Genomic DNA, 24066 nt, shown 5'->3' with positions numbered 1-24066 from the left:
CGGGCCACCCCATGCACCCCCACGCCATCCCTCTCTCGATGAGCCCTTGCCGCCCCTGCGTCCTGCTGTTGCCGCCGCTGCTGGCCCTGGCCGCCGCACCGGTCCATGCGCAGGCGACCCGACCCGCCGATGCCTGCGTCGCGATCGAAAGCGATGCCGCGCGCCTGGCCTGCTACGACCAGGCACTGGGGCGGCAGACGCGCAGCGCGCAGCAGGCCGATGCCGCCGCCGCGCTGGCACGCGAACGCAAGGCGTCCAGCGAACGCGCGACAACCGCCACGCTGCCCCGGCACGAGCGCGCCAGGCGCGCGCTCAGCGACCTGTTCGCCCAGGACGCCGGACCCGCCGACCCCGCCCTCGCCAATGCCGGCAAGGGTTCGCTGCTGGACAGCCGCTGGGAGCTGGCGCGCGATTCCAAGCTGGGCATCTTCAATTTCCGCGCCTACAAGCCGGTGTACCTGTTCCCGGCGTTCTGGAGCAGCCAGCCCAATACGCGACCGTTTTCGCCCAACCCGGACAACACCAGCGCCGAGGACCTGGACCTGGATGCGCTGGAGAGCAAGTTCCAGATCAGCTTCAAGACCAAGGCGGTGGAGAACCTGTTCGGCGACAACGGCGACGTCTGGATGGCCTACACCCAGAGCTCGCGCTGGCAGGTGTTCAACGGCGACGCCTCGCGCCCGTTCCGCGAGACCGACTACGAACCCGAGGTGCTGCTCGCCTTCCGCACCGGCTACGGACTGCTGGGCTGGAAGGGGCGGCTGGCCGCGGTCGGCATCAACCACCAGTCCAACGGCCGCCCGGATCCGCTGTCGCGCAGCTGGAACCGGGTGATGTTCAACCTCGGTCTGGACCGCGAAGGCTGGGCGCTCACCCTGCGGCCGTGGATCCGCATCCCCGACGGCGGCGACGACGACAATCCGGACATCGCCGACTACATGGGCCGCGGCGACGCCACCCTGGTGCGTACCCTGCCCGATGGCCAGCAGCTGTCGCTGATGCTGCGGCATTCGCTGCGCGGCGGCGAGCGTTCGCACGGCGCGGTGCAGCTGGACTGGGCGTTCCCGCTGCACGAGAGCTTCCGCGGCCACCTGCAGGTGTTCGACGGCTACGGCGAGAGCCTGATCGACTACAACCACCGCGCGACCTGGATCGGCCTGGGGGTATCGCTGCTGGAGTGGTACTGAGGCCGCCCCGGGTCACTCGCCGTACAGCAGCCAGCGCCTGGCCTGGGTCTCGTTGCCGAACACCCGCACCGCGACGCCGCGCTCCACCGCCAGGATCTCGCCGTGCTCGTTGCCCGACATGTCGCCGCGCAATTCGACGAAGGCGATGCGGATGTCGCCGAAACCGAGCTGCAGCATGGCCTCGATGATCCGGTCGATGTCGACGATCTCCACCGTGTCTTCCAGATCCTCCAGCACCAGCAGGCGCTGCGCGGAATACTGCCGGCACAACTCCGCCAGCTGCGTCCACATCGCGATGGAGACCGGCAGCGAATCCACGCCGTCGAAGACGTGCGCGCGCAGGTAGGAGCCGTGCCACTCGACACCGATCTTGAAGCCTTCACCCTGCAGCAGGCCGCCGGGCATCAGGTCACCGCCAGCGGGATCTTGCCGATGCGCGAGCGCCACTCGCGCGGGCCGGTGGCATGCACCGATTCGCCGCCGCTGTCCACCGCTACGGTCACCGGCATGTCCCGCACCGTGAACTCGTAGATCGCCTCCATGCCCAGGTCCTCGAACGCGACCACGCGCGCCGCCTTGATCGCCTTGGACACCAGGTAGGCCGCGCCGCCGACCGCCATCAGGTAGGCTGAACGGTGCTTGCGGATCGCCTCGATCGCCTGCGGACCGCGCTCGGCCTTGCCGACCATGCCCAGCAGCCCGGTCTGCGCCAGCACCTGCTCGGTGAACTTGTCCATGCGCGTGGCAGTCGTCGGCCCGGCCGGGCCGACCACCTCCTCGCGCACCGGATCCACCGGCCCGACGTAGTAGATGAAGCGGCCGGCCAGGTCCACCGGCAGCGGTTCGCCGCGATCGAGCATGTCGACGATGCGCTTGTGCGCGGCATCGCGCCCGGTCAGCAGGCGGCCGTTGAGCAGCAGCCGCTCGCCCGGCTTCCAGCCGGCGACCTCGGCGCGGGTCACCGTGTCCAGGTCCACGCGGCGGCCCTGGGAGGCGTCGTAGTCGAGCTTCGGCCATTCCTCCAGCGACGGCGGCTCCAGCATCACCGGGCCGCTGCCGTCCAGGGTGAAGTGCGCGTGGCGGGTGGCCGCGCAGTTGGGGATCAGCGCCACCGGCAGGTTGGCGGCGTGGGTCGGGTAGTCCTTGACCTTGACGTCGAGCACCGTGGTCAGGCCGCCCAGGCCCTGGGCGCCGATGCCCAGCGCGTTGACCTTTTCGTACAGCTCCAGGCGCAGCTCCTCGCAGCGGTTGGACGGCCCGCGCGCCTGCAGCTCGGTGATGTCGATCGGCTCCATCAGCGCTTCCTTGGCCAGCAGCATCGCCTTCTCGGCGGTGCCGCCGATGCCCAGGCCGAGCATCCCCGGCGGGCACCAGCCGGCGCCCATGGTCGGTACGGTCTTGAGCACCCAGTCGACGATCGAGTCGGACGGATTGAGCATCGCGAACTTGGATTTCGCCTCCGAGCCGCCGCCCTTGGCGGCGACGATCACGTCCACGGTATTGCCCGGCACGACCTTGACGTTGACCACGCCCGGCGTGTTGTCCCGGGTATTGATGCGCTTGCCGGCCGGATCGGCCAGGATCGAGGCACGCAGCTTGTTCTCCGGGTCGAGGTAGGCGCGGCGCACGCCCTCGTGGACCATGTCCTCCACCCCCATGGTGGCGTCGTCCCAGCGCACGTCCATGCCGATCTGCAGGAACACGGTGACGATGCCGGTGTCCTGGCACAGCGGGCGGTGGCCTTCGGCGCACATCCGCGAGTTGACCAGGATCTGCGCGATCGCGTCCTTGGCGGCCGGCGATTGCTCGCGCGCATAGGCCGCCGCCAGGCCGCGGATGTAGTCGACCGGGTGGTAATAGGAGATGTACTGCAGGGCGTCGGCGATCGACTGGATCAGGTCCTCCTGCCGGATCGCGACGGCGCGCGCTCCGCGGCTGGAGGGACCTGCGGCGGCAAGGGCAGGAGTGCTCACGAAAAATCCATGACTCTGAAACGGGCCGCCATTTTAGCCGCCCGGCCGCCGCAGGCGGCGGCCGCTCAGCCGCAACTGCCGCAACAGGTGCTGCCGGCGGGGTGCTCCGGCGCCACCGAGCAGGCGTAACCGGCGCTGCGCAACGCCTGGATCACCTGGGCCTCGCCGAACAGGCCTTCGGTCAGCAGCCGGCCGCGGTCCAGGTCCACGGTGATCCGGGCTTGCGGATCGAGGGCCTCGACGGCGTGGGCGACCGCATTGGCGGCGGCGTGGTCGGCAAGACCGATGACGTCGAACAGCATGGGAATGGCTCCGGTCGCGCGACATTGCGCCGGCCCATGCTCGCCGCGATCGCGCACCATCGCCTTGACGGACGTCAGGCGCCGGCCGTTGCACAATGCGGCGATGTCTGCCATGGCCGGCCCCCGCAGCAAGCCCAGCCTGCGCCAGCGCCTCGGCGCGCTGCGCAACCTGCCGCCGTTCCTGCGCGAGATCTGGGGCACCAGCCGGGCACTGACCGGCGCCAGCCTGGGCTTGCGCCTGCTGCGCGCGCTGATGCCGATCGCCACCTTGTACATCGGCAAGCTGATCATCGACGAGGCGGTGCGGTTGGTCGGTGCGGGCCTGCACTTCGACGCCCTGGGCGCGGCCTGGCGCAGCGGCGGGCTGGATCGCCTGGGAGGGCTGCTGGCGCTGGAATTCGCGCTGGCGATCGCCTCCGACCTGTCCGGGCGCCTGGTGAGCTACTGCGACGCCCTGCTCTCGGAGCGGTTCACCAACGCCACCAGCATCCGCCTGATGGAGCATGCGGCCACGCTCGACCTGGAGGATTTCGAGGACGCCGACCTGCAGGACAAGCTCGACCGCGCCCGCCGCCAGACCATGGGCCGGATGAACCTGATGAGCCAGTTGTTCGGGCAGGCGCAGGACCTGGTCACCGTGCTCGCCTTCGCCGCCGGCCTGCTGCTCTACGCGCCGTGGCTGATCGTGTTGCTGGCGATCGCGCTGGTCCCGGCCTTCGTCGGCGAGGCGCATTTCAACGCGCTCGACTACACGCTCAATTTCGCCTGGACGCCCGAGCGCCGCCAGCTCGAGTACCTGCGGCAGATGGGCGCCAGCGTGGAAACGGCCAAAGAGGTCAAGATCTTCAACCTCAACCGTTTCTTCATCGCCCGCTTCCGGCAGCTTTCGGACAAGTTCTACCTCGCCAACAAGGCGCTGGCCGGCAAGCGCGCGTTCTGGGGCACGCTGCTGGCGGCGCTGGGGACGCTGGGCTACTACGTCGCCTATGCCTATATCGCCTGGCGCACGGTCAAGGGCGATTTCTCGATCGGCGACCTGACCTTCCTGGCCGGCAGCTTCCGCCGCCTGCGGCAGCTGCTCGAAGGCCTGCTGGTGGGCTTCTCCCAGGTCGCCGGGCAGGCGCTGTACCTGGACGACCTGTATTCGTTCTTCGCGGTGCGTCCGGAGATCGTCTCCAGGCCCGACGCGATCGCGGTGCCGCAGCCGATCGCGCGGGGGTTCGCGTTCGAGAACGTCGGTTTCCGCTATCCCGACGCGCCGCGCTGGGCGCTGCGCGGGCTGGATTTCGAGCTGCGCGCCGGCGAAGTGCTGGCGCTGGTCGGCGAGAACGGTGCCGGCAAGACCACCCTGGTCAAGCTGCTGGCGCGGCTGTACGACCCCGACGAGGGCCGCATCCTGCTCGATGGCCGCGACCTGCGCGAGTACGCCCTGGAGGATCTGCGCGCCAACATCGGCGTGATCTTCCAGGACTTCGTGCGCTACCACCTCACCGCCGGCGAGAACATCGGCGTCGGCCAGGTCGACGCGATGGACGACCGCGCGCGGATCGAGGCGGCCGCGCGCCGCGCCGGCGCCGACGCGGTGGTCGCCACGCTGCCGCTGGGCTACGACCAGCTGGTCGGCCGCCGCTTCAAGACCGGCATCGACCTGTCCGGCGGGCAATGGCAGAAGATCGCCATCGCCCGCGCCTACATGCGCGACGCGCAGGTGATGATCCTGGACGAGCCGACCGCGGCGCTGGACGCCCGCAGCGAGTTCGAGGTGTTCCAGCGCTTCCGCGAGCTGTCCGGCGGCCGCACCGCGGTGCTGATCTCGCACCGCTTCTCCAGCGTGCGCATGGCCGACCGCATCCTGGTGCTGGCCGCGGGCCGGCTGGAAGCCGCCGGCACCCACGAGCAGCTGCTCGCGCAAGGCGGCCGCTACGCGGAACTGTTCGAGCTGCAGGCCGCCGGATACCGATGACACCCCCGTCGCCGCAGGCGCGGCGCAGCCGCGAATATTTCAAGGCTTCGCGTCGACCGGAAGAAAGCGCTCGCGGCCCACACTGCTCCAACCACGGTGCTTTCGCGAAGCCGCTCCCGCAATACCGCTCCCGCCAAGCCGCTGCGGCAACGCCCCGCTAACATCCGGGCAACGATGATGCGGCACTGCCCGCGGACCTGCCCTGCCATGCGCCCGATTCTCGCCTTCGCCCTGCTCGCCCTTGCGCTTCCCGCCTGCCGCGCACAGCAGACCGACGGCAACGCCGAGGCCGCGCAAGCGCAACCCTCCGCCACGCGCGGCGGCATCCGCGTCACCACGATCGCCGCGGGGCTGGAGCATCCCTGGGCGGTCGCGCTGCTGCCCGATGGCGGGTTCCTGGTCAGCGAGCGCCCCGGACGCCTGCGCCGGATCGCTGCCGACGGCAGCGTCTCCGCCCCGCTCGGCGGGGTGCCGGAGGTCTGGGCACAGGGCCAGGGTGGCCTGCTCGACGTGGTGCTGGCACCGGATTTCGCCGACAGCCGGCGCATCTATTTCAGCTATGCAGAACCGGGCCCGGACGGCAGCGCCGGCACCGCGGTCGCTACCGCCACGCTCGGCGACAACGCACTCGGCGAGGTCCGCCGCATCTACCGGCAGCAGCCCAAGCTGGTCGGGCCCAACCACTTCGGCTCGCGCCTCGCCTTCGACGGCCGCGGCCACGTCTTCATCAGCCAGGGCGAGCGCAACGACAAGTCGCGGGCGCAGGATCTGACCATGCTGCAAGGCAAGCTGGTGCGGCTGGACCTGGACGGCAGCATTCCCGCCGACAACCCCTTCGTCGGCCGCGCCGATGCGCGCGCGGAAATCTGGAGCTACGGCCACCGCAACATGCAGGGCCTGGCGGTCGACCCGCGCAGCGGCAGCCTGTGGGCGAGCGAGCACGGCCCGCGCGGCGGCGATGAACTCAACCGGCCGCAGCCCGGCCGCAACTACGGCTGGCCGGTTATCAGCCACGGCATGGACTACGCGACCAATCGCCCGTATGCGGAAACCATCGGCACCGCCGCGCCCGGGATGCAGGCGCCCTACCACGTGTGGGCGAAATCGCCGGGCCTGAGCGGCATGGCCTTCTATACCGGGCACCCGGATTCGCCCTGGAACGACAGCCTGTTCCTGGGCGCGCTGGCCCAGCGCAATCTGATCCGGCTCACTCTCGACGGCGACCGCATCGTCGCCGAGGAGCGCCTGCTCGGGGACCTGGACGCGCGCATCCGCGACGTGCGCGTCGGCCCCGACGGCGCCGTCTACGTGCTGACCGATGCGGCCGACGGCAAGCTGCTGCGGCTGCAGCCGCCCGCGCGCTGAGCGCGGCATGCGGGTATCGTTGCCCCGTCCCTGCACGCCGCCCAGGAGAGACCCATGGCTTCCAGTCCCGGCCGCGAGGCCCGCCTCGCGATCCTGATCGACGCCGACAACAGCAACCCCGCGCGCCTGCCGCAACTGCTGGCCGAGATCGCCAAGTTCGGCAACGCCAGCGTGCGCCGCGCCTACGGCAACTGGACCTCCGGCCACCTGGGCGGCTGGAAGAACGGCCTGCTGACCCATTCGATCCAGCCGATCCAGCAGTTCAACTACACCACCGGCAAGAACGCCACCGACAGCGCCTTGATCATCGACGCGATGGACCTGCTGTACGGCGGCCACCTGGACGGCTTCTGCATCGTTTCCAGCGACAGCGACTTCACCCGCCTGGCCGCGCGCATCCGCGAGCAGGGCCTGACCGTGTACGGCTTCGGCGAGCGCAAGACACCGCAGGCCTTCGTCGCCGCCTGCGACAAGTTCGTCTACACCGAGAACCTGGGCGTGGAGCACGAGGAGGACGAGGACGAGAGCGGCGGCAAACCCGGGAAGAAGCCGGCGCGCAAGCCCGCCCAGCTCAAGCGCGACCGCAAGCTCGACGCCCTGCTGCGCGAGGCAGTCGAGGCGGCCTCCGACGACAGCGGCTGGGCACCCCTGGGCGCGGTCGGCAGCAACCTGGTGCGGCTGGCCTCGGATTTCGACCCGCGCAGCTACGGCTTCCGCAAGCTCAAGGACCTCGCTGCTGCGCATCCGGCCTACGTCGTCGAGGAGCGCACCAGCGCCGACGGCAAGAGCAGCCGGATCTACCTGCGCGCGAAGAAATAACGCTCCCGGGCAAGCCGGAGCCCGCGCCTACGCGCCGTCCCGGAACAGCGGCGGCTGGTCGTCCGCCGGCGCCGGATAGCGCAGCACGTCATCGACCAGACGCGCCGCCGGATGCAGTGGGTGCGCTTGCGTCTTCCCCGGTGCCAGCAGGTGCCAGACCTGCCAGCCGCGGGCGGTGAAGTCGTCGGCGATCAGGCGCCGATGGCAGCGCCACCACACCGCCTCGGCGCACATCACCGCGCAGCGCTGCGACTGCGCCAGCTGCAGCAACCGCGTGCGACCGGCGACGTACTCCGGGCTGGCCAGATGATCGGCGTAGCCGCGGAAGGCGGCCACGCGCCAGGCGCCGTTGCGCGAATCCGGCTGCGGCGCCCTGCGCCCGCCGAGTTCCGGCAGCGCGCGATATCCGATCCCGGCCGCCTGCAGCGCCGGCGCCATCGCCGCGGGCGCGTACTGCGGGTTGCGGCGCGAGCCGGCGAAACGGCGTACGTCCACCAGGCACGCGATCCCGGCGGCGACCAGCAACGCCGCGAACGCGTCCCAGTCGCGGGTCGAGTGCCCGATCGTCCACAGGCATCCGGCCGGGGGCCGGCCGTCGGCTAGCGTGTCGGTCTCTTCCTGCATGCGTGCATGGTGCCGCAATGGTGCCCGCGCGTCGCTGCGGCGGCTGTCTCGCGCCGCGCGGCGTGGTGCGCACGTTCGACCGGCGCCGGACCAGGCCCGGCAACCCGGCGGCCCGGTGACTCAGTGCGAGAACAGCACCGGCACGCTGGCGTGCTCGAACAGCTCGCGCGTGACCCCACCGAAGATCTGCTGGCGCACGCGCGAGTGCCCGTAGCCGCCGGACACGATCAGCTGCGCGCCGGCCTGCTGCGCGTAACGCAGGATCGCTTCCCCGGTGCTGAGGCCTTCGCGCGGCAGCGAGACCACGCTCACCGCCAGCCCGTGGTGGCTCAGGTGCTCGGCGATGTCCACGCCCGGCAGCTCGCCATGCGCGGTTTCGCCGACCTTGGGATCGACGATCACCACGTCGACGCTGTCCGCGGCGCGCAGCAGCGGCAGGGCGTCGTGCAGGGCGCGGCTGGACTCCGGCGACGGGCGCCAGGCGACCACGGCCTTGCGCAGCGGCGCCGCCCAGTGCGCATGCTGCGGCACCACCAGCACCGGCCGGCCCGAGCCCAGCAGCAGCGAGGAGAACACCGAGCGTTCGGCTTCGGCGGCGGCATTGGCGGTGCGGCCGAACACCGCCAGGTCGGCGTAATGCGCGTGCAGCACTGCTACCTCCGGCGCGGTCAGCCAGATCGATTCGGCGACCCGGCACTCGCTGGAGACGGCGTACTTCGCCAGGCAGGCGTCCACGCCCGTCCGCAGCCGCTGCGACGCCTCGCGCGCCGCGGTACCGAGGCTTTCGTAGACCGCCGCCGGAAAGTAGTTCATCGCATCGACCATCGGCGTCACCACGCTCACGCTGACCAGTCCGGTGACGTGCCCGCCGCTGTCGGCGGCCAGCGTGCAGGCGACGTCGAACGCCTCGGCGCTGACCTCGCCCAGGACCACCGGGACCAACAAGTCCTTGAATGCCGTTTGCCGGGACATCGGACACCCTCCTCTGGCCAGCCTGCACCATACCCCGCAGCCCCACCGCGACATTGACCTGAATCAATGTCGGCCCCGGGGGCGCGACCGATAGTGCCGCCGCCGGCACCCGGCCCGGCAGCCACGGAGAACCGCCATGCCCTCGCCCCCCGGACATGCCCCTGTCGGACCCGCCCAGCCGCGCTGGACCGAAACCCTGCGCGACCGGCGCCAGGTGCTGATCCGCCCGATCGAACGCCAGGACGCCGACGCCGAACGCGAGTTCATCCGCGCGCTCTCGCCCGAGTCGCGGCGTGCGCGTTTTCTCTACCAGATGAACGCCCCGAGCCAGGCGCTGATCGATTCGCTCACCGACATCGACCAGGTCGACGACGTTGCCTTCGTCGCCGTGGTCCGCGACGACAGCCGCGACCGCATCGTCGGCGCCTGCCGCTACGCCGTGGGGCCGGACCCGAACCAGTGCGAGGTCGCCGTGGTGGTGCTTGACGACTGGCAGGAGCAGGGCCTGGGCACGGCGATGATGCGGCACCTGATCGAGGTCGCCCGCGAGCGCGGGATCAAGCGCATGCAGTCGCTGGACAGCGCCGAGAACCTGGAAATGCGCGACCTCGCGCGCTATCTGGGCTTCCACACCCGGCAGGCCCCCGACGAACCCGGGTTGGTGCTGCACACGCTCACGCTCTGACCCCCCGCCCCACGGAGCGACACCATGAACCGCACCCCGGGAAAGGTCTGCATCGTCACCGGCGCCGCGCTCGGCATCGGCCGCGCCTGCGCGCTGCGGCTCGCCGAAGAAGGCGCACGCCTGGCCCTGTTCGACGTGCTGGACGCCGACGGCAACGCGTTGTGCGAACAGCTGCGCGCAGCCGGGCGCGAGGCCGGATACTGGCACGTCGACGTCAGTGACGAGGCCCAGGTCGCGGCCGCGATCGATGCGGTGGCCGCGCGCTACGGCCGCATCGACGTGCTGGTCAACAACGCCGGCATCGCCGGCGCCAACAAGCCCACCGACCAGATCACCGAGGCCGAATGGGACCGGGTGCAGGCGATCAACGTCAAGGGCGTGTTCTTCGGCGTCAAGCACGTGGTCGCACACATGCGCCGCGCCGGCGGCGGCAGCATCGTCAACCTGTCCTCGATCTACGGCCTGGTCGGCGCGGCCGATTCCCCGCCCTACCATGCCGCCAAGGGCGCAGTGCGGCTGATGAGCAAGACCGACGCGATGCTGTACGCGGCCGACGCCATCCGGGTGAATTCGGTGCATCCGGGCTTCATCTGGACGCCGATGGTGCAGCACCACCTGGAAGCCGGCGGCGGCGACGTCGAAGCCGCGCGCGCCCAGGTCGCGGCGCTGCACCCGCTGGGTCACCTCGGCGAGCCCGACGACATTGCCTGGGGCGTGGTCTACCTCGCCTCCGACGAGTCCAGGTTCGTGACCGGCAGCGAGCTTGTGATCGATGGCGGTTATACGGCACATTGAGCCCGACCGATTCCCCCGCAAACGGAGATGCCATGAAGATCCTGTTGGCCGTCGATGGCAGCGAAGCCAGCGAGCGCGCCGTCAAGCACGTGGTCCAGTTCGCCAAGGCGCTGGCCGAACCGCCGGCGCTGACCCTGCTCCATGTCGACGCGCCGCTGCTGCAGGCCGCCGCGGCCAAGCTCGGCGCCAAGGCGGTGGCCGATTACCACGCCAGCAACAGCCAGTACGCGCTGAAGGACGCCAGGCGCATCCTCAACCGCGCCAGGCTCGTCTTCGACACCGTGGCGCTGGTCGGCGATCCCGCCGAAAAGATCGTCGCCACCGCGACCAAACAGCGCAGCGATCTCGTGATCATGGGCTCGCGCGGCCAGACCGCGCTCAAGGGCCTGCTGTTGGGCTCGGTCGCCAGCAAGGTGCTGGCGCAATCCAAGGTGCCGCTGACCCTGGTCCGCTGATCGGAATCCGCCGAGTCCGGTTCCGATCCTCGCCCCGCTCCCCGAACTCCGCGGCGCCGGTTCCACCGGCGCTGCGTCAGCGCAGCCCCAGCACCAGCGCGAACGCGAGCACGATCCCGACCGTGCCCGGCAGGATGCGCAGGACGAAACCGGCGCCGCCGCGCAACCACGCCACCAGCAGTTTCATCGACGAGTTGACGGCGAAGGCCGCCAGCAAGGGCCAGTGCGCGCCCGCCACCGCCACCTGGCCCACCGCCACCAGCTGCGCGGCCGAGGCCGCCGCGGCGTGCACGTCCGCCAGGCCGGTGCTGGCCAGCGCCCAGAACAGGCCGGCGTCGCCGAGCCGGGCGTGCAGCGCCGCCGACAGCAGCAGCGCCGCGGCGACGATGGCGACGAACGCCAGCGCATGCAACGGCTCGAACGGCCGCCCGACCTGGATCGCTTCCATCGGCTGCCGCGTGGCGGACGCACGCCGGTTCCAGATCAGCGCCGCCAGCACCGCGACCGCGCCGCTCGCCGCCAGCGGCAGCGCCAGCGCGCGCAGCAGCGGCGGCGCCAGCGCCCCGATCACGATCGACAGCTCGATCACCGTGCCGATATTCGAGAACAGGGCCGCGCTGGCGCAGGCCGGCGCCAGCGCCGGCGCCTTGCGCGCGCGCTCGGCCATGGTGGCGATGGTCGCGGTGCTGGAGACGAAACCGCCGGCCAGCCCGGCCAGCGCCAGCCCGGTGCGCGGCCCCAGCGCGCGCAGGGCGATGTAACCCAGCGCGTTGATGCCCATCACGATCACCACCAGCAGCCACAGCCGGTGCGGGTTGAACGCCTGCCAGGGGTCGACGGTGCGGTCGGGCAGCAGCGGCAGCACGATCGCCGCGGCCGCAGCCAGCAGCAGCATGTCGTGCAGCTCCTGGGTGGTCAGGATCTGCCGGGTGAAGCGATGCAGCCGCGACTTGCTCGCCAGCACCACCGCCACCGCGACCCCCAGCGCCGCCGCCAGCGCCGTGCGCTGCAGCGCCAGCACGCCGACCAGGTACACCAGCAGCATCGCCACCTCGGTGGTCAGGCCCGGGTCCCGGGCCTGGCTGTAGCGGTAGCTGGACAGGGCCGCCAGCGCGACGAAGCCGCCGCCCACCGCCACCGCCAGCGGCCCGAGCAGCTGCGCCACCGCGCCGGCCAGCGCCAGCAGCAGGAAGGTGCGCACGCCGGCCGCGACGCTGGTGTTGCCCTCGCCCTTGCTGCGCTCGCGCTCGATGCCCACCAGCAGGCCGATGCCGGCGGCGACCAGCAGGCCGGTCAATTCGACGGGAAGTCCGGACATCGCCGCAGCGTGCACTGCGCCCCGGGCGCTGGCAAGGTGGCCGCGGCGGCGTTGGCTACAATACGCATCCCCTCTGTCGCATTTCCCCGCATGTCCTCCGCCTTCGGCACCGAAACCGTGCTGGACGTCCGTCACTGGACCGACGACTACTTCAGCTTCACCACCACCCGCGACCCCGGCTTCCGTTTCGACAGCGGCCAGTTCGTGATGCTGGGGTTGCAGGTACCGCAGCCGGACGGTTCGCTGCGGCCGCTGCTGCGCGCCTATTCGATCGCCAGCGGCAACTGGGAGGAGCATCTGGAGTTCTTCAGCATCAAGGTGCCCAACGGCCCCCTGACCTCGCGTCTGCAGCACATCCGTCCCGGCGACCAGGTCCTGGTCGGGCGCAAGCCGACCGGCACGCTGCTGATCCACGACCTGCACCCGGGCCGCAACCTGTACCTGCTGGGCACCGGCACCGGCTTCGCGCCGTGGTTGTCGATCGTCAAGGACCCGGCGACCTACGAGCGCTTCCAGACCGTGGTCCTGTGCCATGGCGTGCGCTACGCCGCCGATCTGTGTTACCGCGACGATATCCAGCAGGTGCTGCCGCAGCATGAGTTCCTCGGCGAGCTGGTGCGCGGGCGCCTGCGCTACTACCCGGCGGTCACGCGTGAGGATTTCGTCCACGATGGCCAGCGCCATCGCGGCCGGCTCACCGACCTGCTGGCCAGCGGCCAGCTGGCGGCCGACCTCGGCCTGGCGCCGCTGGACCCGGCGCACGACCGGCTGATGCTGTGCGGCAGCCCGGGGATGCTGGCGGATTTCCGCGAGCTGCTGGACGGCCGCGGCTTCGTCGCCTCGCCGCGGATCGGGGTGCCCGGGGACTACGTATTCGAGCGCGCCTTCGTCGAACGCTAGCGGTGCAAATCCACACTGCTGTCCAGTGGGACAGGCGGCATTGGTGGACCTCGGGAGATCGGCTTTGGAGGGAGTCGCCACCGGCGGGCTGGGAGTCTGACGACCTCCTGATCTTCGAGTCGTGGCGCAGCCCATGCCTGGCCCGCTTCATGGTCTGCAATCGGGAGATCGGCTTCGGAGGGAGTCGCCGCCCGGCGGGCTGGGGGTGCTGCGCCCTCCTGACGCCTCCTGTCTTTAAGTCGGCGCGCAAGGCCATTCGAGTTGAGGCTGCGATCGGGCGGATCGGCTTCGGAAGGAGTCGCCGCCGGGTGGGCTGGGGGGGGCTGCACCCTCCTGACGACCTCGTGTCTTTCAAGTCGGAGCGCGGACCATCTCTGTCCTGCACGCGGGAGATCGGCTTCGGAGGGAGTCGCCGCCCGACGGGCTGGGGGTGCTGCGCCCTCCTGACGACCTCCTGTCTTTAAGTCGGGTCGTGGACCCTCCATGGTCCACTCTCCGCACCCCCAGCCCGCCGGGCGGCGACTGCGCGAGCTTGGAGGCTCGCCGCTTCGGCTGGTTGTTCCCACGCACGCCGACTCACTGCGCAGAAGCCGGTGGCCCGGCCTGTGCGGGACCGTCGGCGGCATGGATGCCGCCGAGGAGCCTACAGGGACGTATTCACGGCGTGTCCCGCACAGGCCGGGCCACCGGTTTCTCCCCGCAGAACTTCCGCACTCGAAAGGAAGGCCGCACCGGCCGGGCTGCCGGCTTTCTCGCCGCGGTTCCCCTTGGAATCGGAGGCATGCCGCCGTCGATCTCCGGGGACGGCTCGCCGCGTGCGCCGCAAACGCAGGGCTATCGGCTGCCTCCGCAGAGGTTCCGCATCGGTCCGGATGAACCATCTGCCCAGATCACGGCTGGGGCGGGGCCGGGGTCAGGCCAGGGCCGCCTCGATGTCCCTGACCAGCGACTCGGGCTTGTCGGCCGGGGCGTAGCGCTTGCGCACGCGGCCGTCGCGGCCGACCAGGAACTTGGTGAAGTTCCACTTGATCGCGTCGATCCCGAGCACCCCGCCCTTCTCGTCCTTGAGCCACTGCCACAGCGGATGCGCGCCGGCACCGTTGACCTCGATCTTGGCGAACAACGGAAAATCCACGTCGTAGGTCAGCGAGCAGAACTCCTTGATCGCGGCGGCATCGCCCGGCTCCTGATGGCCGAACTGGTCGCAGGGAAAGCCCAGCACCACCAGCCCGCGCTCGCGATAGTCGCGCCACAGTCGCTCCAGCCCCGCGTATTGCGGGGTGAAGCCGCAGCGGGAGGCGACGTTGACGATCAGCAACGCCTTGCCCCGATATTGCGACAGTGCCTGCGGCCGGCCGTCGATGTCGGTGGCGCTGAAGTCGTAGGCAGTGGTCATGGCCTCTCCCGGGGACGATGCTGATGGCGCCGGATGATGCGCGTCCGGCGGCGCCGGCACCAGCGCCGGCCGACCACGCGATGCGCACCGCGTGGTCGCGGCCGCGGTCGTCAATGCGGCCGCGAGACTTCCTTGACCACCTCGACGGTCTCCGCATCGTGCCCGCTCAGGGCGACATCGGCCTGCGAGACGATGCCGCAGAGCCGGCCCTGCGCGTCGACCACCGGCATCCGCCGCACCTGTCCGGCCTCCATCGCCTCGCAGCAGTCGGCCAGGGTGCTGTCCATCGGCACCGATTTCACCGGCGCGCTCATGTAGTCGCCGGCGCTGCAACTGGCCGGATCCTTGCCCTCGGCGACCGCCCGGGTGGCGATGTCGCGATCGGTGACCACGCCCAGCGGCTTGTGCTGCGCGTCGACCACCGGGATCAGGCCGCAATCGTGCTCGCGCATCATCCGCGCCACCTCGCGCAGCGGCGTGTCGCGGCTGCAGGCGGCGGGATTGGCGGTCATCACGGTGTCCAGTCGGGTGGGTTGCATGATGGGCTCCTGCGTGCGGGGGAAGCGCCAGCGTGCCCGCGCGCGGGTTTTCGCGGCGTGAACCCGCGGCGACCGTGCCTTTGGTCATGCCCGTGCCGGAGCCGCGTGCGCTAGGCTAGACGGCTGTACGCCCACCGGAACGCACCGCATGAAGCATCCGCTCGTCCTGGCGCTGGCCGCCGCACTGGCCACCGCCGCTCCCCTCCACGCCCAAGCCCAGACCCCGCCCGCAGTGACCGACCAGACCCCCACCGCGCAGCCCAATCCCTTCTTCGCCGAAAGCCCGCTGCCGCTGCACTACCCGCAGTTCGACCGGATCGCCGACAGCGATTTCGCGCCCGCCTTCGATCTCGGCATGGCCCGGAACCTGGAGGAAGTCGAGGCCATCGCGAACAATCCGGCGGCGCCCACCTTCGACAACACCCTGGTGGCGCTGGAGCGGGCCGGGCGCATCCTGAATCGCGCGCAAGCCGTGTTCTTCAACCTGGTCTCGGCCGACACCAACCCTGCGCGCGAGCAGCTGCGCGCCGAGTACGCGCCGAAGTTCTCCGCGCACCGCGACGCGATCATGCTCGACTCGAAGTTGTTCGCGCGGATCAAGACCCTGTACGACGGCCTGCAGGCCTCGGCGCTGGACGCGCAGGACAAGCGCCTGGTGGAGAAGTACCACGAGGACTTCGTCCGCGCCGGCGCCAACCTGTCGGAAGCCGACAAGGCCCGGTTGAAGGCGATGAACGCCGAACTCGCGACCCTGGGCACGAAGTTCAGCCAGAACGTCCTGGCCGAGGTGAACGATTCGGCGGTGGTGGTCGACACCCGCGCCGAGCTGGCCGGGTTGCCCGAAGCGGACATCACCGCGGCGGCCGAGGCGGCGAAGAAGCGCGGCCTCGACGGCAAGTATGCGATCGCGCTGCAGAACACCACCGGGCAGCCGCCGGAGACCTACCTGCACGACCGCGCCCTGCGCCAGCGCCTGCACCAGGCTTCGGTGGCGCGCGGCAGTCGCGGCAACGGCTTCGACAACACCGCACTGGTGTCGCGGATCATGCAGCTGCGGCTGCAGCGGGCGAAGCTGCTGGGCTACCCGGACTATGCTTCGTTCGTGCTCGCCGACGCGACCGCCAAGACCCCGCAGGCGGTCAACGACATGCTCGGGCGGCTGGCGCCGGCCGCGGTCGCCAACGCCAGGCGCGAAGCCGCCGACCTGCAGGCGATGATCGACCGGGAGCAGGCCGCCAAGGGCGAGCCGACGTTCGCGCTGCAGCCCTGGGACTGGGCCTACTACAGCGAGAAGGTGCGCCAGGCGAAGTTCGCGTTCGACGAATCGCAGCTCAAGCCCTACCTGGAGCTGGACCGGGTGCTGCAGGACGGCGTGTTCTACGCGGCCGGCCAGTTGTACGGCCTGCGCTTCAAGGAGCGTACCGACCTGCCGGTCTACCACGAGGACGTGCGCGTCTTCGACGTGTTCGACGCGGATGGCAAGCCGCTGGCGATCTTCCTGGCCGACATGTACGCGCGCCCGTCCAAGCGCGGCGGCGCGTGGATGAACTCCTACGTCGACCAGTCGGCGCTGACCGGCTACCTGCCGGTGGTCGCCAACCACCTCAACATCCCCAAGCCGGCCGACGGCGAACCGACGCTGCTGACCTGGGACGAGGTCACCACCATGTTCCACGAGTTCGGGCATGCGCTGCACGGCATGTTCTCGGACGTGAAGTACCCGTACTTCAGCGGCACCAGCGTGCCGCGCGACTTCGTCGAATATCCGTCTCAGGTCAACGAGATGTGGTCGGACTGGCCGAGCGTGCTCGCGAACTACGCCAAGCACTACCAGACCGGCGAGCCGATGCCCAAGGCGCTGCTGGACAAGGTGCTGGCGAGCAGCAAGTTCAACCAGGGCTTCGCCACCACCGAGTACCTGGGCGCGGCAATGCTCGACCAGCGCTGGCACCAGGTCGCCGCTCCGGCGCAGATCCCGGCGGCCGACAGGGTGATGGCGTTCGAGGCGGCGGCGCTGGCGGCGGACGGCATCGACTTCGCGGCGGTGCCGCCGCGCTACCGCACGCCCTACTTCAGCCACATCATGGGCGGCTACGCGGCCGGCTACTACGCCTACATCTGGTCCGAGGTGCTGGACGCCGACAGCGTGGAGTGGTTCAAGCAGCACGGCGGTCTGACCCGCGCCAACGGCGACCACTTCCGCGCCACCCTGCTCTCGCGCGGCGGCAGCAAGGAAGCGATGCAGCTGTTCCGCGACTTTGCCGGGCGCGATCCCGACATCAAGCCGCTCCTCGAGCGCCGCGGCCTGGACTGAAGAAGCAAAAAGCCGGTCACGGATTTCACGGATTCAAGCGGGTTTCGGGTTCGCGGCGACCGGCAGGTCCCGCGAACCCTTCTTTTTTCAATCTGCGGAATCCCGGGCTAGAGCTTCAAAGCTCCGGGAGCGTCTGGCGGAGGGCTTCGCGCCAGCCGTCGGATTGCCAGGGATCGCTGCGCTGGCCGGCCGCGCGCCGCAGCGCGCGATCCAGCGGGAAGTCCTTGCCCGACTTCGTGCGGCCCAGCTCGCTCCAGGCCAGCGGCACGGCGACGCCGGCCTCGGGCCGCGCCCGCAGCGACCAGCTCGCCACGCTCGTCGCGCCGCGGCCGTTGCGCAGCCAGTCAATGAAGATCACGCCCTTGCGCCTGGCCTTGGTCGCGGTGGCGACATAGCGTTGCGGCGCCTGCGCCTCCATCGCGCGGGCGAAGGCCTCGCAGAAGGCCTTGGCCGTGGCCCAGTCCGCTTTTGGCGCCAGCGGCACCACGACGTGCAGGCCCTTGCCGCCGGACAGGCGCAGGAAGCCCTCCAGCCCGGCCTCGCGCAAGCGTGCGCGGATCTCGCGCGCGGCAGCGCGGATCGCGTTCCAGTCCACGCCCTCGCCCGGGTCCAGGTCGAACACCAGCCGGTCGGGATGCTCGACATCCTCGATGCGCGCGCCCCATGGATGGAACTCGAGCACGTTCATCTGCACCAGCTCGAGCAGACCCGCCACGTCGTCCACGTACACGTAGTCCTCGCTGCCGCCGTCCTTCTCGCGGATCGGCACCGAGCGGACGCTGCCGCCGAGCGTGGCGGCGTGGTGTTTCTGGAAGAAGCACGGGCCGCGGACGCCATCGGGGCAGCGCACCAGCGACAACGGCCGGTTGCGCAGCTCCGGCAGCAGCAGGGGTGCGACCTGGCGGTAGTAGTCGAACACCCGCTGCTTGGTGATGCGCAATTGCGGGTAGACGATGCGCCCGGGACTGCTGACGCGCGGCAGCCCGCCGCCCGGATCCGCAGCGGGCGCGCGCTGCCTGGCTGCGCCCGTCGCGGCCGTCTTCGCGGGCGCACGCTTCGTGGTGCCGCGCTTCGTGGTGCCGCGCGCGTCCGCATCGCCGATCTCGTCCACGCCCTTGTCCTCGCGCAGGCCCTTGAAGCTCGCCTGCCGCAGCAGGCCTTCCTTGCCCCAGCCACGGTACTCGAGCTCGACCACCAGCAGCGGGGCGATCCAGGTAACGTCGCGGGGGCGGAACGGCACGTGCGCAGGCAGCGGCACGGTCGGCTCGCGCCGCGCCAGCGGCCTCATGCGCGCCGCGAGGTGGCGCAGCATCGCATCGTCGAAGCCGGTCCCCACGCGGCCCACGTACTGCAGGGCGCCGTCGCGATGGGTAGCGAGCAGCAGCGAGCCGAAGCCGGTCCGCGAGCGCTTCGGGGCGGTATATCCCACGATGACGAATTCGTCCCCCTGCGCGTGCTTGGACTTCAGCCAGGTCGTGCTGCGGCCCTCGACGTAGCGCGCATCGTGGCGCTTGCTGACGATGCCCTCCATGCCCTGCCGCTTGCTGGCGGCAAACACCTCGGCGCCATGGCCGGCGATGTGCCGGCTGAGCGCGAGCACGGGATCCGCGTCCCCGAGCAGCTCCGCCAGCAGCGCCTTGCGATCCTCGAGCGCAACGTGCGCGAGGTCGTAGCCGCCCAGCGACGGCAGGTCGAACAGCATGCAGCGCAGCGGCGCGTTGGAGCTGCCGGAAATCGCCTTCTGCAGCAGCCCGAAATCGTCGTTGCCCTGCGGCGTCAGCGCGACGAGCTCGCCGTCGAAGGTGGCGTCGTCGGCGCCCAGGGCCTCGAAGGCCTTCACGAGGTCCGGGTAATCCGGGGTCCAGTCCAGCCCGTTGCGCGAACGCAGCTTCGCCCGGCCGCCGGCGACATCGACCAGCAGGCGGTAGCCGTCCCACTTGAGCTCGTGCAGCCAGTCGTCGCCGGCCGGCGGCGCGGCGCGCAGCGTCGCGAGTTGCGGCGCCGGCGGCTTCCAGCCGCGCGGCTTCCTGCGCGCGCCCGCGAGCGCGGCGGCACGCGCGGCCCAGTCGACGCGTCGCGGGCGCGCGCGCGGGCGGCCAGCAGGCGTCGCCTTCTTCGCCGCCTTGGCCGACCGTTTCCCGGTCGCCCGCGCAGTGCCCTCCCAGCTACCGTTCGCGTCCGTGCCCTGGCCGTCCAGCAGATCGTCGGCCTCCAGGTCGCCGGCCCAGGCGTCGTCGCGCTTGAACAGCAGCCACTGTGGCTTGCCGCTGCGCACCTGCGCGGTGCGCACCAGCTTCCAGCCGCCGTGCAACCTCTCGCCGTGCAGCACGAAATCGATCTTGCCGGTGGCCAGCGCCTCCAGCGGATCGCCCTCGGCGCTCCACACGCCGCGATCGAAGATGTCCACGTGGCCGGCGCCGTACTGGCCTTTCGGGATATCGCCCTCGAAGTCGGCATAGCGGAGCGGGTGGTCCTCGACCTCCACCGCGAGCCGGCGCTCGCCGACGCGGAACGAGGGCCCCTTCGGCACCGCCCAGCTCTTGAGCGTGCCGTCCATCTCCAGCCGGAAGTCGTAGTGGCGGGCGCGGGCCTGGTGCAGCTGGACCACGAAGATCGGGCGGCGGCCGCGCTTGCCGGGTGCCGCGTCGTCGCCGGGTTCCGGGGTATCGCCGAAGCGGCGCTTGCGGGCGTATTCGCGCAGGCTCACCGCGGCGATCTCACGCGCGCTTGCGCGCCGCCTTCGACGGGGCTTTCCTGACGGTCTTCTTCGTCGGCGCCTTGCGGGCGGCTTTCGCCGCCTTCGCGGGCTTGTCCGGCGTCCTCTTCACGGTCGACTTCTTCGCCGGCGTGCGCTTGTTGCGGTCGATGCTCTTCTGCAGCAGCGCCATGAAGTCGACGACGTTCGTCGCCGTCCCCTCCTCGGCCTCCGGCTCTTCCGGCACGCGGCGGACCACGCCGTGCGCCTTCATGCGCTCGTCGATGACCTTGTGCAGCCGCTCGCGGAATTCGTCCCTGTAGTCCGCGGGATCGAACTCGCCGGACATCGTCTCGATCAGCTGCTCGGAGAACGCCAGCTCCTTCGCGGTGATCCGGTAATCGCCCTTCGCGCCTTCCGGGACCGCGTATTCGTCGAAGTCCACGAGCTCCTGCGGGTAGCGCATCATCAGCAGCAGGAGCGCGTTGCCGTAGGGCATCACGGCGCACAGGTGCTCGCGCGTGCGGATGACGACCCGGGCGATGCCGACGCGGCCGGTCTTCGCCAGCGCCTCGCGCAGCAGCACGTAGCCCTTCTCCGCCTTCTTGGCGGGCACCAGCACGTAGGGCTTCTCGAAATAGCGCGAATCGATCGAGCCGGCCTCGACGAAGGCCTCGACGTCGATCGCATCGTGGCTCTCGGGCGCGGCGGAGGCGATGTCCTCCTGCTCCAGCACGACGTAGCTGCCCTTGTCGTATTCGTAGGCCTTGACGATGTCCTTCCACGGCACTTCCTCGCCGGTCTCGGCGTTGACGCGCTCGTAACGGATCGGCGCGTTGTCGCGCGCGTCGAGCATGCGGAAGGAAATATCGGTGCGGCGCTCCCCGGACATCAGCGAGACCGGGATGTTGAGCAGGCCGAAGGAAAGCGTTCCGGTCCAGACGGGGCGTGCCATGACGGCCTCCTGTACGGCTGCGGCGCGACGGCGGCACCTCCACGGCCACCGTGGCTCGTCGCTGCCGGAGAGCAGCCGCGCCGCGCGGCGCGGCCGGCTCAGAACACCGGTGCGTCGTCGCGCAGGCGATCCTCGCGCAGCAGCCTGGCGACCTGCCAGGCAGCGTGGGCGTCGCCGCGGACCTCGGCCCAGGACAACGGCGAATTGCCGCGCACCGCGCGCCAGTCCCCGGCCATGTGCGGCTCGACCTCGCCCCAGGGGCGCCCCGGGTACAGATCGGTCGCCGCTTCGCCGAAGACCCGCGCGCGGGCACGGCCTTCGTCGCGGTTGCGTGGGGAGACGCGGCGCAGATGGACGACGGACATCGGGACAACTCCGGCTTGCTGGCGATGTCGGCATTAGTGCAGGGCCGGCATTCGAGGCGCGTGAAGAACGCCCGTCGCGCATTCAGCCGTACCGTGGTTCAGCGCGGGGCGAGATAGCCGCCCGGCACGCCCTGCGGCGACAGCACGAGTTGCCACAACTGGATCCGGCGCGCGCGGAAGGCCGCCATCGAGGCGGCCAGGTAGAACCGCCACATGCGCCGGAAACGTTCGTCGTAGCGCGGCGGCAGCGTATCCCAGGCGGCCTCGATGTTGGCGCGCCAGGCCTGCAGCGTGCGGTCGTAGTCGGTGCCGAAGCCGTGCCAGTCCTCGAGCACGAACAGGCCCTCGGCGGCGGCGGCGATCTGCGCCGCCGACGGCAGCATCGAGTTGGGGAAGATGTAGCGCGCGATCCACGGGTCGGTATGCCGCACCGAGACGTTGCTGCCGATGCAGTGCAGCAGGAACAGGCCGCCGCCGGTCGCCGGGTCCGGGCGCAGGCAGCGCCGCGCGACTTCGAAATAGGCGCGGTAGTTCCTGGCGCCGACGTGCTCGAACATGCCGATCGAGAAGATCCGGTCGAAACGCTCGCCCGCGCCGTCGGCGGCGAGCGCGTGGTAGTCCTGCAGGCGGATCTCCACCGGCAGGCCGGCGCACAGCCGGTGCGCGTGCTGCGCCTGCTCGCGCGAGATGGTGACGCCGACGCCTTCCACGCCGTAGCGCTGCGCGGCGTACTGGAGCGCCTCGCCCCAGCCGCAGCCGATGTCGAGCACGCGCATGCCGGGGCGCAGGCCGAGCTTGCGGCAGACGAGGTCGAGCTTGGCTTCCTGCGCGGCGTCCAAATCCGCGGCCTGGAGCCAGTAGCCGCAGCTGTAGACCATGCGCCGGCCGAGCATGGCCGCGAACAGGTCGTTGCCCAGGTCGTAGTGCCGCTCGCCGACCGCCAGCGCGCGCCGCCCGGCCTGCAGGTTGAGCAGCCAGGCGCGCAGGTCGTCCAGGCGCGAACGCAGGCCGTGCACGCGGCCGTCGGTGCCGTGGCGCAGCAGCCGGTGGAGCATGCCGTCGAGCGAACCGACCCGCCACCAGCCGTCCATGTACGACTCGCCCAGGCCGAGCGAGCCCTGCCGCAGCACCCGGCCGTAGAAACGCGGGTCGAGGATCTGCGGGTCGCATTCGCCCGGGCCGTCGGCCTGCAGGCCGGCCTCTTCCAGCAATCCGGTGACGCGCTGTCGCAAGGGATGCATCGCCATGCTGCCTCCGCATGCCTGTCGATGGCGCCCGCCTCAGCCGCCGGCGAACAGCGCCCGGTACTGCGGCGCGATCTTCGGCAGCAGCACTTCGGCCGGGACCTCGACCGTCTGCACGCCGTCGGCGTACGGCCCCACCTGGTAGGGCGGGAACACGAACCGCAGCGCGCGGATCCTGCCGTCGCCATCGAGTACCGGCTCGAACTGGGCGAAGTTCTCCGGCTCCGGCGCGGTGCCCTCGTCGATCATGCGCGAGGCGTTGCCGACGATCTCGGCGCGCTCGGCCGGCGGCGGCGCGTCGGCGTCCACGCGCTGCGACAGGGCCGTCAGCAATTGCTCGCGGACGTAGCCGGCGATCTGGCGCCAGGCCCGCGGGTCGGGAATCAGTTCGGCCGCAGTCAGCTGCCGGTCCTGCTGCGCCAGCCACACGAAGCGCGCCAGCAGCGGATTGCCGTGGGCGCCGCCGGTGTAGCTGCTGCCGTCGGCGGCGATCGCGACCAACTGCGGGGTGACGGCCAACTCGCTGAAGGCCAGCGACAGGTCGTAGGGTGCGCTCGGCCGGCCCTCGCCCAGGCCCGCGACCGCCTGCATCAGTTCCTCGCGGGCGGCATCGGCATAGGCCTCGAGCGCAGCCGCCAGGCCCGGGTAGCGGTTGGCCACCGGCGGGTAGCTGATGCCGATCAGGTAGCGCGGATCGCGTTCGACCACATCCTGCAGGGGCGGTGCTGCGGCGGCAGGGGCCGCGGCCGTGGCCGCCGCCCGGTCCGGCGCGGAAGGGGGCGCCGCCGGTTCGCGACGGCACGCAGCCAGGGCCAGCAGCAACACGACGGGAAGCAGCAGGCAGGCAACTCGGGACACGGCGGGCTCCTTTCCCGGCATGGACCGCAGTCACGATAGCGAGCGCGGCGTGATGTCTCAATGCACATCCGCGCGCGAGCGTCCCGGTAGCAAAGTCCCCTTCCTCCGGCTCCAGGGTCAGGCGTTGCTGCCGGGCTGGGGGTGCTACGCCATCCTGATGGCGTGCTTTCTTCAAATCGGGTTGCAGGCCACGCCTGGCCTGACCTCAAGTCATGGCCTGCACTCGGGAGATCGGCTTCGGACGGAGTCGCCGCCCGGCGGGCTGGGGGTGCTGCGCCCTCCTGACGACCTCCTGTCTTTAAGTCGGGGCGTGGACCCTCCATGGTCCACTCTCCGCACCCC

General features: G+C 70.8%; 22 protein-coding genes. 9 read left to right on the top strand and 13 right to left on the bottom strand.

All coding sequences use genetic code 11. The features are described from left to right. The first annotated feature begins 38 nt into the window (after positions 1–38). Positions 39–1187 carry a phospholipase A gene (locus D0Y53_RS04830; RefSeq protein WP_117202095.1) on the top strand — a complete coding sequence of 383 codons (1149 nt, stop codon included), beginning with the start codon at positions 39–41 and terminating at the stop codon, positions 1185–1187. A gap of 12 nt (positions 1188–1199) precedes the next feature. Here the strand turns inward: D0Y53_RS04830 and D0Y53_RS04825 are convergent, their stop codons facing one another. From D0Y53_RS04825 to D0Y53_RS04815, 3 genes are all read right to left on the bottom strand, one after another. Further along, the gene (locus tag D0Y53_RS04825; protein ID WP_117202094.1) at positions 1200–1592 is read right to left on the bottom strand and encodes a hypothetical protein; all 393 of its coding nucleotides are present in this window, start codon (positions 1590–1592) and stop codon (positions 1200–1202) included. Then, a complete protein-coding gene (locus D0Y53_RS04820; RefSeq protein WP_117202093.1) occupies positions 1592–3160 on the bottom strand; it encodes a fumarate hydratase in 1569 nt (522 codons plus the stop codon). Before D0Y53_RS04820 ends, D0Y53_RS04825 begins: the two co-directional genes overlap by 1 nt. Before the next feature lie 65 nt (positions 3161–3225). Further along, positions 3226–3462, bottom strand: a complete 237-nt coding sequence (locus D0Y53_RS04815) for a hypothetical protein (protein WP_117202092.1) — start codon at positions 3460–3462, stop codon at positions 3226–3228. 103 nt (positions 3463–3565) lie between these two features. Here D0Y53_RS04815 and D0Y53_RS04810 point away from each other — a divergent pair, with 103 nt between their 5' ends. From D0Y53_RS04810 to D0Y53_RS04800, 3 genes are all read left to right on the top strand, one after another. Then, positions 3566–5425, top strand: a complete 1860-nt coding sequence (locus D0Y53_RS04810; protein WP_117202311.1) for an ABC transporter ATP-binding protein — start codon at positions 3566–3568, stop codon at positions 5423–5425. Between the two features lie 207 nt (positions 5426–5632). Beyond that, positions 5633–6790, top strand: coding sequence for a PQQ-dependent sugar dehydrogenase (locus D0Y53_RS04805; RefSeq protein WP_233511658.1), 1158 nt, complete (start codon positions 5633–5635; stop codon positions 6788–6790). Positions 6791–6844: 54 nt separating this feature from the next. After that, a complete protein-coding gene (locus tag D0Y53_RS04800; protein ID WP_117202091.1) occupies positions 6845–7609 on the top strand; it encodes an NYN domain-containing protein in 765 nt (254 codons plus the stop codon). A gap of 27 nt (positions 7610–7636) precedes the next feature. On the opposite strand, the gene D0Y53_RS04795 is transcribed toward D0Y53_RS04800, so the two are convergent. Further along, a complete protein-coding gene (locus tag D0Y53_RS04795; protein WP_117202090.1) occupies positions 7637–8233 on the bottom strand; it encodes a DUF488 domain-containing protein in 597 nt (198 codons plus the stop codon). A 120-nt stretch (positions 8234–8353) separates the two neighbouring features. After that, the gene (locus D0Y53_RS04790; protein WP_158550575.1) at positions 8354–9205 is read right to left on the bottom strand and encodes a universal stress protein; all 852 of its coding nucleotides are present in this window, start codon (positions 9203–9205) and stop codon (positions 8354–8356) included. 136 nt (positions 9206–9341) lie between these two features. Between D0Y53_RS04790 and D0Y53_RS04785 the strand changes: the two genes are divergently transcribed. From D0Y53_RS04785 to D0Y53_RS04775, 3 genes are read left to right on the top strand one after another with little or no spacing between them, the layout of a single operon-like run. Continuing rightward, positions 9342–9890 carry a GNAT family N-acetyltransferase gene (locus D0Y53_RS04785; RefSeq protein WP_117202088.1) on the top strand — a complete coding sequence of 183 codons (549 nt, stop codon included), beginning with the start codon at positions 9342–9344 and terminating at the stop codon, positions 9888–9890. 24 nt (positions 9891–9914) lie between these two features. Further along, positions 9915–10685 (top strand): SDR family NAD(P)-dependent oxidoreductase, encoded by a 771-nt coding sequence (locus D0Y53_RS04780; protein WP_117202087.1) that lies wholly within the window; start codon positions 9915–9917, stop codon positions 10683–10685. A gap of 32 nt (positions 10686–10717) precedes the next feature. Further along, positions 10718–11140 carry a universal stress protein gene (locus tag D0Y53_RS04775; protein WP_117202086.1) on the top strand — a complete coding sequence of 141 codons (423 nt, stop codon included), beginning with the start codon at positions 10718–10720 and terminating at the stop codon, positions 11138–11140. Between the two features lie 76 nt (positions 11141–11216). On the opposite strand, the gene D0Y53_RS04770 is transcribed toward D0Y53_RS04775, so the two are convergent. Beyond that, a complete protein-coding gene (locus D0Y53_RS04770; protein WP_117202085.1) occupies positions 11217–12458 on the bottom strand; it encodes an MgtC/SapB family protein in 1242 nt (413 codons plus the stop codon). Positions 12459–12548: 90 nt separating this feature from the next. Between D0Y53_RS04770 and D0Y53_RS04765 the strand changes: the two genes are divergently transcribed. Next, on the top strand, positions 12549–13358 hold the full coding sequence (locus tag D0Y53_RS04765; protein ID WP_117202084.1) for a ferredoxin--NADP reductase: 810 nt from the start codon (positions 12549–12551) through the stop codon (positions 13356–13358). Positions 13359–14271: 913 nt separating this feature from the next. Here D0Y53_RS04765 and D0Y53_RS04760 read toward each other — a convergent pair. Both D0Y53_RS04760 and D0Y53_RS04755 read right to left on the bottom strand, forming a co-directional pair. After that, positions 14272–14754: a glutathione peroxidase gene (locus D0Y53_RS04760; RefSeq protein WP_117202083.1), complete on the bottom strand. Its 483-nt coding sequence runs from the start codon at positions 14752–14754 to the stop codon at positions 14272–14274. Positions 14755–14864: 110 nt separating this feature from the next. Then, positions 14865–15293 carry a CBS domain-containing protein gene (locus tag D0Y53_RS04755; RefSeq protein WP_117202082.1) on the bottom strand — a complete coding sequence of 143 codons (429 nt, stop codon included), beginning with the start codon at positions 15291–15293 and terminating at the stop codon, positions 14865–14867. Positions 15294–15441: 148 nt separating this feature from the next. Here D0Y53_RS04755 and D0Y53_RS04750 point away from each other — a divergent pair, with 148 nt between their 5' ends. Further along, positions 15442–17607 carry a M3 family metallopeptidase gene (locus D0Y53_RS04750; protein ID WP_117202081.1) on the top strand — a complete coding sequence of 722 codons (2166 nt, stop codon included), beginning with the start codon at positions 15442–15444 and terminating at the stop codon, positions 17605–17607. 115 nt (positions 17608–17722) lie between these two features. Here the strand turns inward: D0Y53_RS04750 and ligD are convergent, their stop codons facing one another. The 5 genes from ligD to D0Y53_RS04725 all read right to left on the bottom strand — a co-directional run bounded on the left by ligD (position 17723) and on the right by D0Y53_RS04725 (position 23724). Further along, complete coding sequence (gene ligD, locus D0Y53_RS04745) at positions 17723–20314, bottom strand: DNA ligase D (RefSeq protein ID WP_117202080.1); 2592 nt, start codon at positions 20312–20314, stop codon at positions 17723–17725. 10 nt (positions 20315–20324) lie between these two features. Then, entirely contained in the window at positions 20325–21257 is a 933-nt protein-coding gene (ku, locus tag D0Y53_RS04740) for a non-homologous end joining protein Ku (RefSeq protein WP_117202079.1), read from the bottom strand. A gap of 98 nt (positions 21258–21355) precedes the next feature. Continuing rightward, positions 21356–21622, bottom strand: a complete 267-nt coding sequence (locus D0Y53_RS04735) for a hypothetical protein (protein ID WP_117202078.1) — start codon at positions 21620–21622, stop codon at positions 21356–21358. A 98-nt stretch (positions 21623–21720) separates the two neighbouring features. Further along, positions 21721–22869 carry a cyclopropane fatty acyl phospholipid synthase gene (gene cfa, locus D0Y53_RS04730; protein ID WP_117202077.1) on the bottom strand — a complete coding sequence of 383 codons (1149 nt, stop codon included), beginning with the start codon at positions 22867–22869 and terminating at the stop codon, positions 21721–21723. 33 nt (positions 22870–22902) lie between these two features. Next, positions 22903–23724: a DUF3298 and DUF4163 domain-containing protein gene (locus D0Y53_RS04725; RefSeq protein WP_233511657.1), complete on the bottom strand. Its 822-nt coding sequence runs from the start codon at positions 23722–23724 to the stop codon at positions 22903–22905. Positions 23725–24066: the final 342 nt, after the last annotated feature.

This window comes from Cognatiluteimonas weifangensis (genome assembly GCF_003416885.1).
In the GTDB taxonomy this organism is placed as follows: Bacteria; Pseudomonadota; Gammaproteobacteria; order Xanthomonadales; family Xanthomonadaceae; genus Cognatiluteimonas; species Cognatiluteimonas weifangensis.
This window is presented reverse-complemented; position numbering and strand designations above follow the sequence as displayed.